At 29.3% G+C, this 16,235-nt stretch carries 15 protein-coding genes; 6 read left to right on the top strand and 9 right to left on the bottom strand.

Annotated elements, in window-relative coordinates; all coding sequences use genetic code 11:
* Positions 1 to 109 precede the first annotated feature (109 nt).
* The 5 genes from ACSHW5_RS05485 to ACSHW5_RS05465 all read right to left on the bottom strand — a co-directional run bounded on the left by ACSHW5_RS05485 (position 110) and on the right by ACSHW5_RS05465 (position 6,430).
* On the bottom strand, positions 110 to 241 hold the full coding sequence (locus ACSHW5_RS05485; RefSeq protein WP_435675102.1) for a hypothetical protein: 132 nt from the start codon (positions 239 to 241) through the stop codon (positions 110 to 112).
* A 67-nt stretch (positions 242 to 308) separates the two neighbouring features.
* Positions 309 to 1,628 (bottom strand): TolC family protein, encoded by a 1,320-nt coding sequence (locus ACSHW5_RS05480; protein ID WP_435675101.1) that lies wholly within the window; start codon positions 1,626 to 1,628, stop codon positions 309 to 311.
* Complete coding sequence (locus ACSHW5_RS05475) at positions 1,615 to 4,815, bottom strand: efflux RND transporter permease subunit (RefSeq protein ID WP_435675100.1); 3,201 nt, start codon at positions 4,813 to 4,815, stop codon at positions 1,615 to 1,617. Before ACSHW5_RS05475 ends, ACSHW5_RS05480 begins: the two co-directional genes overlap by 14 nt.
* Before the next feature lie 27 nt (positions 4,816 to 4,842).
* The gene (locus tag ACSHW5_RS05470) at positions 4,843 to 5,955 is read right to left on the bottom strand and encodes an efflux RND transporter periplasmic adaptor subunit (protein WP_435675099.1); all 1,113 of its coding nucleotides are present in this window, start codon (positions 5,953 to 5,955) and stop codon (positions 4,843 to 4,845) included.
* A gap of 10 nt (positions 5,956 to 5,965) precedes the next feature.
* A complete protein-coding gene (locus ACSHW5_RS05465) occupies positions 5,966 to 6,430 on the bottom strand; it encodes a MarR family winged helix-turn-helix transcriptional regulator (protein WP_435675098.1) in 465 nt (154 codons plus the stop codon).
* A 121-nt stretch (positions 6,431 to 6,551) separates the two neighbouring features.
* On the opposite strand from ACSHW5_RS05465, the gene ACSHW5_RS05460 reads away from it, so the two are divergent.
* Genes ACSHW5_RS05460 through ACSHW5_RS05445 form a run of 4 tightly spaced genes read left to right on the top strand, consistent with a single transcriptional unit; the run spans position 6,552 to position 9,879 of the window.
* Positions 6,552 to 7,445 (top strand): metallophosphoesterase family protein, encoded by an 894-nt coding sequence (locus tag ACSHW5_RS05460; RefSeq protein ID WP_435675097.1) that lies wholly within the window; start codon positions 6,552 to 6,554, stop codon positions 7,443 to 7,445.
* A 1-nt stretch (position 7,446) separates the two neighbouring features.
* On the top strand, positions 7,447 to 8,634 hold the full coding sequence (locus ACSHW5_RS05455; protein ID WP_435675096.1) for a peptidogalycan biosysnthesis protein: 1,188 nt from the start codon (positions 7,447 to 7,449) through the stop codon (positions 8,632 to 8,634).
* Positions 8,624 to 9,505, top strand: coding sequence for an acyl-CoA thioesterase (locus ACSHW5_RS05450; protein WP_435675095.1), 882 nt, complete (start codon positions 8,624 to 8,626; stop codon positions 9,503 to 9,505). The genes ACSHW5_RS05455 and ACSHW5_RS05450 overlap by 11 nt, the downstream gene beginning before the upstream one ends.
* Positions 9,506 to 9,528: 23 nt before the next feature.
* A complete protein-coding gene (locus tag ACSHW5_RS05445; protein ID WP_435675094.1) occupies positions 9,529 to 9,879 on the top strand; it encodes an SdpI family protein in 351 nt (116 codons plus the stop codon).
* A gap of 8 nt (positions 9,880 to 9,887) precedes the next feature.
* Here ACSHW5_RS05445 and recO read toward each other — a convergent pair whose 3' ends face one another.
* Entirely contained in the window at positions 9,888 to 10,610 is a 723-nt protein-coding gene (gene recO, locus ACSHW5_RS05440; protein WP_435675093.1) for a DNA repair protein RecO, read from the bottom strand.
* Between the two features lie 2 nt (positions 10,611 to 10,612).
* A complete protein-coding gene (locus tag ACSHW5_RS05435; protein ID WP_435675092.1) occupies positions 10,613 to 12,940 on the bottom strand; it encodes a two-component regulator propeller domain-containing protein in 2,328 nt (775 codons plus the stop codon).
* An 88-nt stretch (positions 12,941 to 13,028) separates the two neighbouring features.
* Here ACSHW5_RS05435 and ACSHW5_RS05430 point away from each other — a divergent pair, with 88 nt between their 5' ends.
* Positions 13,029 to 13,502 (top strand): CYTH domain-containing protein, encoded by a 474-nt coding sequence (locus ACSHW5_RS05430; RefSeq protein ID WP_435675091.1) that lies wholly within the window; start codon positions 13,029 to 13,031, stop codon positions 13,500 to 13,502.
* 46 nt (positions 13,503 to 13,548) lie between these two features.
* Here the strand turns inward: ACSHW5_RS05430 and trhA are convergent, their stop codons facing one another.
* Together trhA and ACSHW5_RS05420 are read right to left on the bottom strand one after the other, a co-directional pair.
* A complete protein-coding gene (gene trhA / locus ACSHW5_RS05425; protein ID WP_435675090.1) occupies positions 13,549 to 14,187 on the bottom strand; it encodes a PAQR family membrane homeostasis protein TrhA in 639 nt (212 codons plus the stop codon).
* Positions 14,159 to 14,893 carry a lysophospholipid acyltransferase family protein gene (locus tag ACSHW5_RS05420; RefSeq protein WP_435675089.1) on the bottom strand — a complete coding sequence of 245 codons (735 nt, stop codon included), beginning with the start codon at positions 14,891 to 14,893 and terminating at the stop codon, positions 14,159 to 14,161. Before ACSHW5_RS05420 ends, trhA begins: the two co-directional genes overlap by 29 nt.
* A 263-nt stretch (positions 14,894 to 15,156) precedes the next feature.
* Between ACSHW5_RS05420 and trpS the strand changes: the two genes are divergently transcribed.
* Positions 15,157 to 16,125: a tryptophan--tRNA ligase gene (trpS, locus tag ACSHW5_RS05415; RefSeq protein WP_435675088.1), complete on the top strand. Its 969-nt coding sequence runs from the start codon at positions 15,157 to 15,159 to the stop codon at positions 16,123 to 16,125.
* The last annotated feature ends 110 nt before the right edge of the window (positions 16,126 to 16,235 follow it).

Genomic DNA, 16,235 nt, shown 5'->3' with positions numbered 1-16,235 from the left:
TTTACATCTATAAAAATAGTGAAATGCTTTTTAAGAATAATGAATTTTCAAATTTATTACAACAACAAAAGCCCGAGATTTAACTCGGGATCTTGTTTTTATATAGGGATTATTTTGCTTTTTTATCTGTGCTCATCAATAAATAAATAGTTACAACTAAGCCAACAACTACTAAGGCAAAAACGCCTATCATAATTGTGCCATTTACCCAAGAAACTTGTGGAATATTTAAAAAATTCATAAGCTAATAATTTACAATTTCAAAATTAGAATATATTACAATGTTAAATTATGACAAAAATCAGTTTTTAAAAATTTACATTTAAAATGTCTCCACTTAATTGTAAGAGTTGTAATTCTATTAGTTTTGCATCAAATTTAGCATTGTTAAATGCTGTTTTAGAGTTGATTAAGTTAATTTGTGCTTGCCTAAATTCTATAGAGGTAATTTGTCCTAATTTGTATTTTTCTGTGCTTCTGTCAAAATTATTCTGAGAAGTTAACACGTTTTTTTCTTGTGCTGATAAAATAAATAATTGGTTTTGATAATTTTCCCAAGTATTTTTTAGATTATTTTGAATGGTTACTTTTTGTTGTTCTAATAATATTTGCTGATTTTCTAATGCTATTTTTGCGTTGGCAACACTTGTTTTTGTGCTTCCTCCGTCAAACAAACTCCAAGACAAACTTAACCCCGCATTTAATCCGTTAGCAGTAGAAGCGGCTAAAAAAGAAGTTGCCGGATTTTCACTTTTATTCCAACCATAAGAAGTATTTAAATCCAAACTTGGTAAATAATTTGCCCTATTTATTTTGATGTTAAACTCGCTAATAGCAATGTTTTTTTCATTTTGTTTTAAGGCGGTGTTATTTGCAATTGTTTTTTGTTGAAGGGCTTCAAAATTCATTGCGTTTATAAATTCAACATTTGTTTCTACCACATAATTTACTTCTTTTTCAATACCTAAAATAATATTTAAACCACGTTTGGCATTGCTTAGTTGTTGTTTGGCATTTATTAAAGTTATGCTGTCATTATTTACATCAACTTCTGCATTTAACAACTCTAATTTGGTAGATTGCCCATATTCATATTGATATTTTGCCCGTTGTAAACGTTGTTTAGAAATGGATAAGGCTTGGTTTAAATTGTTCTTATTTTCTGTTAACCTACCAATTTGAAAATACGTTGTAAACAATTGCAGATAGGTGTTTTCAATGGTTTCTTTTGCTTGTAGTTCTGTTAAATTATAAGTTTCTTTTAATTGTTGATAATTGTACTTTCTACCCAACCCATCAAAAATGGTATAATTTAAACCTACAGATGCATTGTAAGATTTTGTAACCGCACCATCTATACTTGTAGAAGTTCCGTCTTGCCTAGAAATAGTTTGATTATTATTACTGTAATTTGCACCTGATGAAACAGAAGCTGTTGGCAAAAAACCAGTATTGTAAATACTTTTATTGTTTTTTGCAATGTCTAAATTATTATTGGCTATTTTAATACCAAAATTATTTTCTAAGGTAATTTCTAGTGCTTCTTTCTTTGTTAGAATTTCTTGTGAAAATCCTTGTAAAGTCGATAAAAAACTCACTACTAATACTATATTTTTAATGATCTTCATTTTCATCAAATTTAGATTCTATAATTGCTCTTTCTACTTCTTCTTTTGTTATTTCTTCTCCTGTTTTTAACCACTTAATTCCAACTTTAATAGAGTTAGAAACAGACAACAATAATGGCAACATTACCAATGTTAATACAGTAGCAATTGCTATTCCGTAAGAAATAGATATTGCCATTGGTATTAAAAATTGTGCTTGTCTACTTTTTTCTAATAATAACGGAGCCAAACCTGCAACTGTTGTTAAAGAAGTTAAGAAGATGGCTCTAAAACGAGATTGACCTGCCATAATTAATGCCTCGTCAAATTTTATGCCTTCTTTTAAATAGTTATTAAACTTCCCTATTAAAACCAAGCCATCATTTACCATAATTCCTACCAGTGCTATAATTCCCAAAAATGATAAAATACCAATTGAAAAATCATGAAAAAAATGTCCCCAAACAACACCAATCATACTAAAAGGAATCATTACAATTAATAAAATTGGCTGACTGTAAGAACGGAATGTAAAGGCTATAACAATATAAATTAGTAATAAAATAATAGGCCCTACAAGTTGTACAGAATCTGTTGTTTTTTTGGCTTCTCTATTCTGACCTTCATACAAAGGAGTTACACTATGATATTTAGAAAGTATTTCTGGCATAACATTTAACTTAATATCATCTAAAACTTCCGTTTCGCTTGTTTCTAAATCTTTTAAATCTGCCGTAATTTGAATTTCTCTTTTACCGTCTAAATGATTAATAGCAATATCTCCTCTTTCTATAGTATAATTTGCAATTTCAGAAAAAGGAACTCTTGTTCCTGTTGGCGTTTTAATGCGCATATCATCTAAATCTTTTATAGAAGATCTGTCTTTTTTGTCATAACGAACCCAAACTTTAATTTCATCTTGTCCTCTTTGAAAACGTTGTGCTTGAAAACCAAAGAAGCCATAACGTACTTGGTTCATTATAGATTGTAAAGTTAATCCTAATAAATACGCATTGTCTTTTAAAGTAATTTTTACTTCTTTAATTCCTGCCGGATCATTATCTGTTACATCTTTTAACAACGGATTATTCTCTAAAATTTGTTTTAACTCGTCTTTTACCGCTTTTAATTCTGTAATATTATTCCCTAATAAAGAAACTGCCACAGGGCTTCCTCCAAAATTACCACCAGAACCAAAGATTAAACTTTCTGCACCTGTAATTTTTCCAACTTTATCACTAATGGTATTTGTTATTTCTGGTGATGAAAAATCTCTTGCTTCTCCTGGTAATAAATTTACCGTTAAGGATGCATTTGCACTACCAGGGCCAATTCTTTTAATTACATTTTCTACAACTTGTACATTACCTGTTTGTTTTTTAGTGTATTGTTCATTTACCAACCACACCTTTTCTTCTATAGATGAAATAATAGAATCTGTAATTTGTTCATTTGTACCTTGTGGCATTGTAAGTGTTATTTTAACACTATCACTTGCTATTCTTGGAAAAAAGGATTGTTTTACAATTCCAGCACTCATTGCCATAAAGCTAAAAATGACAAAGGCAACAGGTATAGAAAATGCAAAAATTTTATTCTTTAAAGAAAACTTTAAAAAGGGCACATAATAATTGTCTCTTAATTTACCTAAACCTATATCTGCTGCTTTATTTATTTTATTAAAAAAAGTATCTATAGCATTTTTCTTAACTTCTACACCGTTCTCTAAACGTTTTCTATCTAAAGCTTTAGAATGTGCAATGTGAGCGGGTAAAATAATTAACGCCTCTATTAATGAAACTGATAAGGTTAACAAAACAATGGTAGAAACTTCTCCAAAAAAATCTCCAATTCTTCCGTCTACAAAGAAAAAGGTAGAAAATGCGATTATGGTGGTTATAATAGCGGATACAATTGGCGGAATTACCTCCATGGTACCATCTATTGCTGCCTGTATTTTAGATTTTCCTAAATCGTAATAATGATGATAAATATTTTCTCCTATCACAATACCGTCATCAACCAAAATACCAATAACGATAATCATACCAAATAATGATAATACGTTGATAGTAACATTAAATTGAGCGGCAAAAATAAACATCCCAAAAAAGGAAATTGGCAAACCAAAAGCTACCCAAATGGCCAAACGTAAGTTTAAAAATAATGCTAAAAAGAAAAGTACTAGCAAAATACCTGCAATACCATTTTCTATTAATAATTTTGTTCTTCCGTTTAATGTTGTACTTCTGTCACTGGTAATATTTAATTGTACATTTTGGTTTTCTTGGTTGTATTTATGTATGTATTCTTTTATTTTATCAGCAGAAGAAATTAAATCTTCATTATTAGTATTACTTACGGTAATATCTATGGCTAAATTTTCATTATAATATAACCTGTCTGGTGTTTCTGACCACGTATCTCTTACTTGTGCTACATCCTTTAAACGGATAATATTTCCGTTCGTTTCGGTTCTAACTATTAAATTTAGAAGTTCGCTACCATAATAAAAACGATTACTTGCTCTAATTAAATAATCTTCTTGTGGGGTTTTTATATTACCACCTGTAATTAATAGATTAGAATTTTGTATTGCTGCTGCTACTTCAGAAAAAGACATGTTATAGGCTAACAGATCATTTTCTCGTACTGCAATTTCTATTTCTTCGTCTGGAAACCCAGATAATGAAACTTGCGAAATTCCTTCTATTCCTCTAATATCATTTTCTACATTTCTAGCATATTGTTTTATAGATTTAAGACTAAGATGGTCTCCACTAATGGTAAAACTAATTGTTGGTCTAATGTTTTCTACTTTTGCAATAACCGCTGGCTCCATACCAGAAGGGAAAGAAGGAACTCTATCTACTGCATTTTTTACATCAGATAAAACAACATCTATATTTTTTCCTTTTTCTACTTCAATATTTACGGTGGCAGAATTTTCTCTAGAAACAGAAGTTACTCTTTCTACGCCAACAATACCTTTTAAATTATCTTCAATTTTTAACACTACACCTTCTTCCATTTCTTGAGGAGAGGCGCCGGGATATGTTAATGAAATGTTTATTAATTGTGAATCTGTTAGTGGAAAAAAAGAGGACTTCATACTTAAAGCGCCCACCGTACCAAACAAAATAAAAGCAATAATAAATATATTAACTGCAACCGGAAATTTAATAAAATATGTAATTATTTTCTTCATTTTATGCTGAGTTTATTTCAGTAACAATTACTTTTTATTAATTTTTACAATCATACCATTAAATGCGCCAGGTAAAACCTGTGATAACATTTTCTGGTTATTATCTAAACCTTTAACAACAACTGTTTCTGCATTAAAATAAACAGGATTAATAGTAGTTAAAGTTAAAATACTATCGTTTTTAACAGTATACACTGCTTTATTATTTACCAATAACTTTCTAGATATTTCTATGGCGTTAGATTCTGATTTTGCAACCAAATCTGCTTCTAAAAACATACCCTCTTTTAAATCTTTATGCTGTACATCTATGTATACTTTAATTGTTTGAGAAACCTGATCTACTTTACCGTTAACACGAACAACTTTGCCTGTATAATTTTTAGTTTTTTCTAAATTTGTTAATGCAACCGTATTACCCACTTTTAATAAATCTGCAAATTCTGAATTGATAGAAACTTCCATTTCATAAACACTTGGGTTTATAAATTCTCCTAATTTTTGTCCTACTCTTACCAAAGAACCAGGAGTTACCAAGGCTTCTGTAAGAATGCCGGTAAAAGGAGCTCTAATTTGATGTTTGGACAAACGAACTTCTAAATTCTTAACATTGTAATAGGCAGTAACAATGCCTCTACCATTAATAAAATACTTTTCTTTATCAGAAGAAAATTCTGGTAATTTTGGGGTAGCTGTATTCATATCAAAACCTTTTATATAGGTTTCCCATTTGCCAAATTCTTTTGGATAATCTAAACGTAAATCTGGTAGAATTGCTGTAATTAAATTGTTTAAATTACTTTTCTGAGATTGTAAACTAGCATAAAACTCATCACTATTAATGCTTAACAATGTTTCGCCTCTATTATACTTTGTTCCTGCTTTAAATGGTTTGTTAGAAGATTTTAAAATACCAGAAACTTCAGAGTATATTTCTATTTTATTTTTTGCCGTTAAATTACCATTGGCAGATAAAATAATAGGAATCTCTGTATTCTCTACTTCTTTTACATACACAGTTTTAATTTGCTTTTTATATTTTGGTTTGGGTTTTTGGTTTTTATCAATTAAGTAATTTCCTAAAATTATTGCCCCAACAATAGTTAAAACTCCAAGAACAGCTAGTATAATTTTTCTCATATAATGGTAGTTAAATATGTTCTGCTTTAGAACAGAAGTTAGTTTGTATTTTTTTAAAAATATTAATTATTTGTTGTTTTTCTTCCGGAGAAATATTTTTCTCCATAGTGGTAATTAAATCTTGAATAATAGGTGTTGTTTTTAGATAAATTTCTTTACCAAAACTAGTTATGTAAACATTTTTAATGCGTTTGTCTTCTTTATTTTGTTTTCTGAAAATATAATTTTTCTTCTCCATTTTAATCAACAAACGTGTTAATGAAGATTTGTTTCTTAATGTTAAAAAAGCCAAATCATGTTGATTTAAACCATCTTGATCTTGTAATCTTTTTAAAACAATCATTTGTTCTTTTGTAAGATCTAGTTTTTTAGATTTAAATGATTCTTGAAAAAAATAATCAACCAATTTCCCTGTTCTTCCTAACCAAGGTCCAATAGAGTTTTCAAAATCAATATGTGTTTTTTCATTTTTCACGATGCAAAAATAAACAAAACCTTAATTAGTTGCATGTGCAACTAATTAAGGTTTTGTTAAAAAAGTCATAATTTTAAGAATTCATATTTTTTATGCATCTTTATATTCCAAAAAATGACAGATGTCCTCTAATCACAGAATTTCTCGTGCTTTTAAAAATGCCAAAATAATTTGTTTTAATGCAGATTCTAAATTTGTGCTTTTTAGCGATTCTCATAGAGGAGACAATGGTTTTGCAGATGATTTTGCACACAATAGAAATATGTTTAAACATGCTTTAGAGTATTATTACAACAACAATTTTACGTATATTGAGTTGGGTGATGGTGATGAATTATGGGAAAACCGAAACTTTTCAAAAATTTTTAGAGCCAACAAACACATTTATATGTGGCTTAAAAAATTTCATGAGCAAGATAGGTTGCATTTCATTTGGGGAAATCATGACATGAAATATAAATATTCTAAAACAATCCGTAAGAACTTACATTATTATTACGACTCAGTTTCTGACACCAAAAAAGAATTATTAATAGGAGCTTCTTTTTCTGAGGCCATAATTTTAGAGGATGAAAATACTAACAATAAAATATTTTTATTACACGGTCATCAAGCAGATTGGTTTAATTATGTTTTTTGGAGATTTAGTAGTTTCTTGGTAAAAGTACTTTGGAAACCTTTGCAAATTTTGGGGTTTTCAGACCCTACAAGTCCTGCACAAAACTTTAAAGAACGCATAAAAGTAGAGTATAAATTAGAAAAATGGATTCAAGAAAATAACAATCAAATGATGATTACCGGACATACACACCGACCGCGTTTTCCAGAAAAAAATGAAATTCCTTTTTTTAATGATGGCAGTTGTGTGCACCCAAGGTCTATAACTGGTATTGAAATTGAAAACAATAAAATTTGCCTTATAAAATGGCATATTATTACTTTAGAAAACGGAACTTTGCAAATAAGGAGAACTCTTTTAGAAGGCCCCGAAAATTTAAAACATTATATGAATTAATTTGATTTGTTGTGCCAACACAAATACCGCATTGTTTTTCTCAACTATTGATGAAATTCCTTCCCAAATTTGGGAAAAGTTAGGGTGTACAAAAAATATTTATTTTCATCCCAACTTTTTAAAATCAATAGAAAATAATCATCCAGAAATTATTTTTACATACATGGTTTTGGTAGATACTAAAAATGAACCCAAAGCTTTTGCGAGTATAAAAATAATTGATTTTAAATTGAATTCTATTAAAAACGATTTTGAATTTTTAAAAGATATTGGTAGAAAACTACATGTATTTCCAAATAAAAAACCATTAAAATTATTAATTTGTGGCAACACTTTTGTTAGTGGAGAACACGGTGTTTTTATCAAGAAAAATGAAGATAAAAAAGCGGTTATAAAAGAATTAGCAGAAAGTATTAATCATTTTGTAAATTCTGATAAAAAACTAAAAAAACAGATTGATGCTTTTCTGATAAAAGACTTTGCAAAAGAATCTTTATTTATAACAGACGAATTAAAAAAATATGGCTATCATCCGTTTTCTGTAGAACCAAATATGATGCTTCAAATAGCTGAAAATTGGCAATCTTTTGATGATTATTTGGCAGCCATGAAAACAAAGTTTAGAGTAAAAGCAAAAAAAGCATTTAAGCAAAGCCAAGCCATTAGAATAGAGGAAGTGAGTTTAAAAAACATAGATGATATGTTGCCCAAAATGACCGCTTTGTACGAAAAAGTTGCATTGAACGCAGGTTTTAATTTAGGAAATTTTAATTTAAAAAGTTACAAAGATTTAAAAGAGAAATTGGGCGAAGATTATATTTTAAAAACGTATTGGTTAGATGATAAAGTAGTTGGTTTTATCTCTGGTGTAATTAATAAAACATCATTAGACGCACACTTTGTGGGTATAGATTATCAGTTTAATAGACCCTATGCAATTTACCAAAGAATGTTGTATGATTATATAGAAATCGCCATCAACAAAAAACTAAAAAACATAAACTTTGGAAGAACTGCTAGCGAAATAAAAAGTTCTGTTGGTGCAGTTCCTCAAGATCTAACAATGTATCTTCGTCATAAGAAAAGTATAACAAATAAAATTTTAAAGTTGTTTTTACAGCGAGTTCAACCAACTCCGTTTCAACAAAAATTTCCGTTTAAAAACTTAGAATTTATTCATGAAAAATAGTAAAGAATTAATAGATCTTTTAAATTTAGAGAATTTAGGAAATGATAATTTTAGTGGTAATAGTGTTACCATTGGTAGTCCGCATGTTTTTGGCGGACAAGTTTTAGCGCAAGCGGTAAATGCAGCGTATAGAACCATACCAGAAAATAGATTTTTGCATTCTTTGCATTCGTATTTTTTAGAAGCTGGAGATTTAACAATTCCTATAAATTATCATGTAGCAGAGGTTAGAGATGGCGGTAGTTTTTCTACAAGAAGGGTAACTGCAAGTCAAAATGATAAAACAATTTTTATTATGGCTGCTTCCTTTCACAAAAAAGAAGAAGGATTTGAGCATCAAGCAAAATTAAAAACCGGTATAAAGCAACCAGAAGAACTGTTAAGTTGGGATGATATGTTGGTTCAGTTTGGAGATTTTTTACCCAAATCTATGAAATACTTTTTAAGTATAGAAAGACCCATAGAATTTAAACCGGTTAGAATTCCAAACCCATTACAACCAGAAAATTTACCTGCAAATGAACAAGTTTGGTTTCGTTTAAAAGGAGAACAACAAAAAATAGATTTTAGAACAAAACAAGAAATTCTTACTTATATTTCTGATTATAATGTGTTAAATGCCGCTTTTAATCCGAATGCTAGTAATTACAATTTCGGAAATACGCAAACAGCAAGTTTAGATCATTCTATGTGGTTTTTTAGAGATTTCGATTTTGATGATTGGATGCTATTTTCTATTGAATCTCCCAATGCTTTTGGAGCAAAAGGGTTGTCTAAAGGAAATATTTTTACAAGAGATGGTACATTAGTGGCCGCTGTTGCCCAAGAAGGATTGTTAAGACCAAAAAAAGCAGTAAGCAATAAGCATTAAATAGTAAGCAAAATTAAAAAACAATGACTCCAATAATATATATTTTAACCACCAATGGTTTGCTTTTTTTATTAAGTATTATTTTTTTTAAATTTCCACCAAAAAAGATTAATAAAATATACGGTTATAGAACCTATAAATCTATGCTAAATCAACAAATATGGGATTTTGCAAATGCCATATTTAATAAAAACTTGTTATTATACGCAGGTATTTCTTTTTTAGGCGGATTGCTTTTGGCTAGTTTTACAAATGCTGAATTAACCTGGCAACCCATGGTTTTGGTATTGCTTTCTTTGGGAGTAAGTATTATAAAAACCGAAAAAGAGTTGAAAGAGAATTTTACAGAGGAAGGTAAAAAGAAGAAAAAATAATTAGAAACTTAACTAAAAACGGCTTCTAAAACTTGTAATGATTTAGGATTTCTAAATCCATCTAAGTGCAATTCAAAATACTTTATTATTATTTGTAACACTAATTGTCTTTCTTGTTTACTAAAAGACACTTGTTCTAAGGTGTTAAAATTGATGCCTAAAAGCTTTTTAAATTGATAAAAATGATTGCCTGAAATTACATTTTTTTGATGAATTTCATCAGAAAAACTTCCATCTAACAAATTAAAACCTAATTTTTCAGAATCAGAAACATCTGGGTAAAAACCTAAAAAACGTGTTAGATTTAGTAAAAATAATAAATGGAAATTTGCAATTTTATCATGTGTATCTAACCAAATAAAACCATTTTCTAAATAGGTAAAAAGGTTGTTGTTTTTCTCTTCTTCTTGTATAGAATTAGACAAAACTTCTGATAAAAATAAAACCACAGATTGTTTTACAATGTGTTGGTATATAGATGTGTATGGGTAAAAAACTTCTACTTCTTTTATAGAATTTAATCTGTTTTTTGTGTTGTGGTTGGCTTCAATTTTTAATAAGGTAAGTGGTTGGAAATACGCTATTTTAATTCCTCCTTTTTTAGCCTTTAATACACCTCTAATTAAATAAGATTTTATGCCTTCTTCTTGGGTAAAACACTTTACAATTAAACTGGTGTCGTTATATTTTAAGGAGCTAAATACAATGGCTTTTGTGGTAACTCTTGCCATTGCTAATTTACAATTGCAATTTTGGTAACTGCGGTTTCAGAAGCATCGTCATTAGATAATAAAACAATATATATACCAGAAGCTACTTTGTTGCCAGCAAGATTTTTTTTATTCCAAACTACTTTTCCTCCTTGTAATTCTTGCCCTTCTACCACATTGGTTTCATACACTAAATTACCAGCTACATCTAAAATTTTTACGTTGGTATTTTTTGGTAAATGTGTTCCGTTTCTACCATCAATAGTTATTGTTTCGTGGTTTTTTAAGGCAGGATTTGGGTAGGCGTACACTTCTTCTAAAACATCACCAAAAGGAGCAACATTACTATTGTAGGCAACAATACCTTTATCGGTGGCAAAATATACTTTTCCTAAATCATCATCTACAGTAATTGCTAAAATTCTATTAGAAGGTATTGGCGAATTTTGAGTGTTAAAATTTGCCAATGTAGTTTGTCCGCTTGGGTTTGTATATAAAACACCACCGCTACCTGTACCAAACCATTTGTTTTCTGCGCCATCTACAGCAATAGCATTTATGGTTTGATCACCTAAAAGACGTTCACCAACGCCATTTTCTTCAATAATTATTGAATTAGCATTAAAAGTTTCATCTTCAAAAACACCAAAAGCATTGCTGTACATCACCAATCCAGATTGTGTGCCTATCCAAACTCTACTATTTCCATCAATAGCAATTGCTCTAACATTTACATCTGGTAAATTTCCCATATTTGGAGATGCAATAAAGGCCTTTTTTCGGTTACCATTTTCATTGTAAAGATAAATTCCATTTCTTCTTGTGCCCATCCAAACGGTATTGTTATTATCTACCGTGATATTATTTGTTTCTTGGTCTTTGTTTGTTTGTAAGCTGCTTAAATCTATACTTGTCCAAGAACCACTAGCAGATAATTTTTTTAATTTTGTTGATGCTAGTGCGTCTGCAACCCATAAATTACCGCTATTGTCAAAACTAGAACTACTAATTCTTGTGGTTATATTAGTAGGACTTGTTGGAAAAAAATCTTCTAAAGGGCTGTTTTTTGAATGATAAAATGTACTTATTTCATTGTTTTCTACTTTTAAAAGTCCGCCACCAGAAAGTAGATTTCCATCGTTTGTTTGCGAAAATGAACTGATATAAACACTGTTTTCTTGATTGGGATTTATAGAAATATCAACCAAATCTTGAAAAGGAAAATCTAAAGAAAATTTATTATTTATCCATTCTGTGCCATTGTAATTACTAAAACCTTGTCTTTTTCCGGTTGGCACATAAGAAGATCTATCATAACCACCATATACAACCCAAAGCGAATTATTTTGTGCGGCAATAGAAAAAACATCATTAGACATAGGACCTTGCGGATGAATTTCTGTGTAATTTGTGGCATTACCAGCGGTAGTAGTTAAAATACCAAATTCTTCCGTTGCTAAAAAAGCAGTATTGTTTTCAAAAAATGCTGTGTGTAAAGTGAAATCAAAATCTGTTGTAGTTTCAAATTTAAAAACTTCATTAAATGTTACATCTACTATAATTGCATTTTTATTTAAAATAACAGAAAGATAAGAGCTTGAAGGTTTTATAGCCATAATCGTTTCCGAAAAATCTCTTATTTCAGTTAAACTTGTACCATTTATTGCATGTAATTTTGAACCTTCTACGGTATATAATTGATTGTTAAAAATAGTAATCTCAGTAAAAGTTCCATCAAATTGTTTTGTCCAATTGTTAAAATCTATTAATAAATTGCTAGTAACATCTGCAGAAAAAATGCCCTTTTCTGTGGCAGCATAAATTTGTCCCTCAAAAATTATTGTTTTATTTATTTTTAAAGAATTAGAATCGGTTTCAATAAAAAAAGTATCACCAAATTCTAGTTTTTCTATATCATACTCAACAATAGCAAAAGGTGTAGATAAATATAAGGTGTTTTCAAACTCCGAAATATGATTGATGCTTTTTTGTCCGGATTGATTAAAATTAATAATATCTGATGAAATGGTAATTGTATTGTCTTCATCTACCACTTCAATTAAGCCATTTTCATAGCCAATAACCAACCTTTTAAAAGTTTGGTTGTAATGAATTGCCGTTGTTGTTTCCCCAGATAAACCTTGTACAGAAGATAATTTATTAATTTCTTCTGTGGTAGTATTGTAGCTAAATACAGCATTATCTGCTAAAGCATAAATTATATTTTCTACTTTTACAAAATCTTTTACATTGTTGTAAGAATAAAAATCTTCCCAAGAAGTACTGTAATCTGTTTGGGCAGAAAGAATAAGTGAAAACAAGAAAATATAAAGCGTAAAAAGGTGTTTCATGCTGAAATTTGAATACATCAAAGATATTTATTTATTTTAACAATAACGACAAAACTATCCAACTTAGTACAAATTTGAATCTGATTTTATGAGTTTAGAAATAGAACGAAAATTTTTAGTAAATAACGAAGATTTTAAAAAAGAAAAGTATCATCAACAAAAAATAAAACAAGGTTTTTTAAATTCTGATAAAAATAGGGTTGTACGTATTAGAATTGCTGATGATCTTGCGTTTATAACGGTGAAAGGAAAATCTAATATTGCCGGAACTATGCGTTTTGAATGGGAAAAAGAGATTTCTAAAAATGAGGCAGAAAATTTGTTGCTACTTTGCGAACCAGCGTTAATTGATAAAACCAGGTTCTTAGTAAAAAAGGGAAAACATATTTTTGAAATTGATGAATTTTATGGAGAAAATCAAGGGTTAGTGGTTGCAGAAGTTGAGCTAACGGATGAAAATGAAGATTTTATAAAACCAACTTGGTTGGGCAAAGAAGTTACAGGAATTTTAAAATATTACAATTCTAACTTGAGTAAACATCCTTTTAAAAATTGGAAATAAGGTTTATTTTTCTGTTCCGTTTTAAAAATAGCAATACTAAAAATCTTTATAAATTGTAAATAACAAAAAAATGACTTGCACTTCCTAACAACACAAAAACGTGAAAAATGGCGTGGTTGTAAGGCAGCTTTTTAATGGAATATAAAATGGCACCAATGGTGTAAAAAATTCCACCAGCAAATAATAAATTAAGGTTGTTTTCTGATAAATTATGCATTAAAGGTTTGATAAAAAAAACAATTTGCCAACCCATTAAAAGATACAGGGCAGTAGATATTTTATCGAATTTTCCCGTAAAAAATAATTTTAAAACAATGCCTATTATGGCAAAAATCCAAACAAAAATAAACATATACCAACCCAGGTTAGAATCTAAAGCAACCAAACAAAAAGGAGAATAACTACCTGCAATTAATACGTAAATTGCGGCATGATCTACAATGTTTAATTTTCTTCTTTTTGTTGGATTTTTTGCCGCATGATAAAAAGTAGAAGCTGCATATAAAATAAGTAAGCTGGCTCCGTAAATTATAAAACTTGCAGGTTTCCAAAAGCTAGAATATTCGAAAGATTTAAGTATTAAAAAAGGAAATGCCACTATACTTAAAAGCAATCCTAAACCATGAGAAAGTACATTTAAGTTTTCTTCTTTTTTACTATACGGATGATTTAATTTCGTACTCATTATTAGTGCTATTTGTATCTTTCATAAATTTTTTGTCCTTTAGTAAGTCGCTGTAAATAAGGTTAAAAGTTTTGTCTTTTAAAGCAGTAAGATCTTTTGGTGTTAAATGTTTGGTTTCAATAAATGAATGTTGATGCACTCTTAAAACCCCTGGACCTCCTTTAAAAAAATCCCAAGAAAAAAACCGTTTACAATCGTAATATACTTGTGGTACAACGGGTACTTCAAACTCTATAGCCAAACTAAAAGCACCTTTTTTAAATGGTGCTAATACTACATTTTCAGGAGGAACTAAACCTTCTGGAAATATGGCAATACTTACACCGTTTTGCAACCTTTCTCTAGCCATTTTAAAAACACGTTTTCTACTATTAGGATTGTTTCTATCTACCATTATTACGGCTTTTTTATAGAAAAAACCAAAAATAGGAAATTTTGCCAATTCTTGTTTTCCTACAAAAACTATGGGGTTTTTGCTTAAAACTATCAATACAAACGGGTCCATAAAAGAAGTGTGATTGGGGCAAAACATATAGCTTTTATCGGCTTCAATTTCTTGGTCTAGCGTAATATCTAGCCTAAAACCCATGCCATAAATTAGTACTTTAGACCAAATACGTATTAATTTCCAAAGCAAATGGTAATATTCATCTTTATAGGTAAAAATAAGGAGTAACGGAATCATTAAAATAATTGTAGAAATCATTAAAATGTAAAACCACAAGCGCCAAATTAATAGAAAAGGTATTTTTATAAACTTCACAAAAAAAATATAAATTAAATAACTGATATTGAGTTGAATATTATAAAAAAAATAGATGACGTATATTTTTTATTACATTCTGCGTTGTAGACAAAAGTAGTAATATTCTTTTGTTTGATTGTTTTTCTTATTCAAAACCTTATTTTTACGCTCGCAAAGCGTTTAAGTTACACTCTTGCGTAAAATGATCTCAAATATATAATTTAATGTCAAGAATTTTAACAGGTGTTCAAAGTACAGGTACACCACATTTAGGAAATTTATTAGGAGCAATTTTGCCAGCAATAAAAATGGCAAATAGCCCAGGAAATGAATCTTTTATATTTATAGCAGATATGCATTCTTTAACACAAATTAAAGATGGAAATTTGTTAAGAGAAAATACTTATAGTGTTGCGGCTACTTGGCTTGCTTGTGGTTTAGATATTGAAAAAACAATTTTTTATAGACAAAGTGATATTCCGCAAACAACGGAGTTAACATGGTATTTAAGCTGTTTTTTTCCTTATCAAAGATTAACTTTGGCGCATGGCTTTAAAGATAAAGCAGACAGATTAGGAGATGTAAACGCAGGTTTATTTACTTATCCAATGTTAATGGCTGCAGATATTTTGTTGTACGATGCAGAAGTTGTACCTGTGGGTAAAGATCAACTACAACATTTAGAAATGACACGTGATGTTGCCAATAGATTTAACAATATTGTGGGTGAAACCTTAGTGCCGCCACAAGCAGAAATTCAAAAAAACACCAAATTAGTTCCAGGAATTGATGGTGAAAAAATGAGTAAATCTAGAAATAATATTATAAATATTTTCTTGCCAGATAAAAAATTAAGAAAACAAATAATGTCTATTAAAACGGATAGTTTAGGTTTAGAAGAACCAAAAAATCCTGATACAGATAATGTTTTTGGTTTGTATAAATTACTTGCTTCTGAGTCTCAAATTGCAGAAATGAGAGCAAATTATGAAGGTGGTAACTATGGTTATGGTCATGCAAAACAAGCCTTGTATGAATTAATTCTTGAACAGTTTTCTCCAATAAGAGAGCGTTATAATCATTTTATGGACAACAAACATGAAATTGATAGCGCCTTAGAAATAGGTGCGCAAAAAGCTACAATTGTTGCCAATAAGGTTTTACAAAGAGTTAGAGCAAAAATTGGGTACTAAATTTCTTTTTCTTCAGAAATAAAAATTTGTGTATACTTTCTTTTCCTAAATAGAGTTTTCATTAAAGATGCTTTAAGGAAAAGAAATTATGCACAATTAACAGTGGTTTT

The organism is Polaribacter sp., from assembly GCF_051251875.1.
GTDB lineage: Bacteria > Bacteroidota > Bacteroidia > Flavobacteriales > Flavobacteriaceae > Polaribacter.
This window is presented reverse-complemented; position numbering and strand designations above follow the sequence as displayed.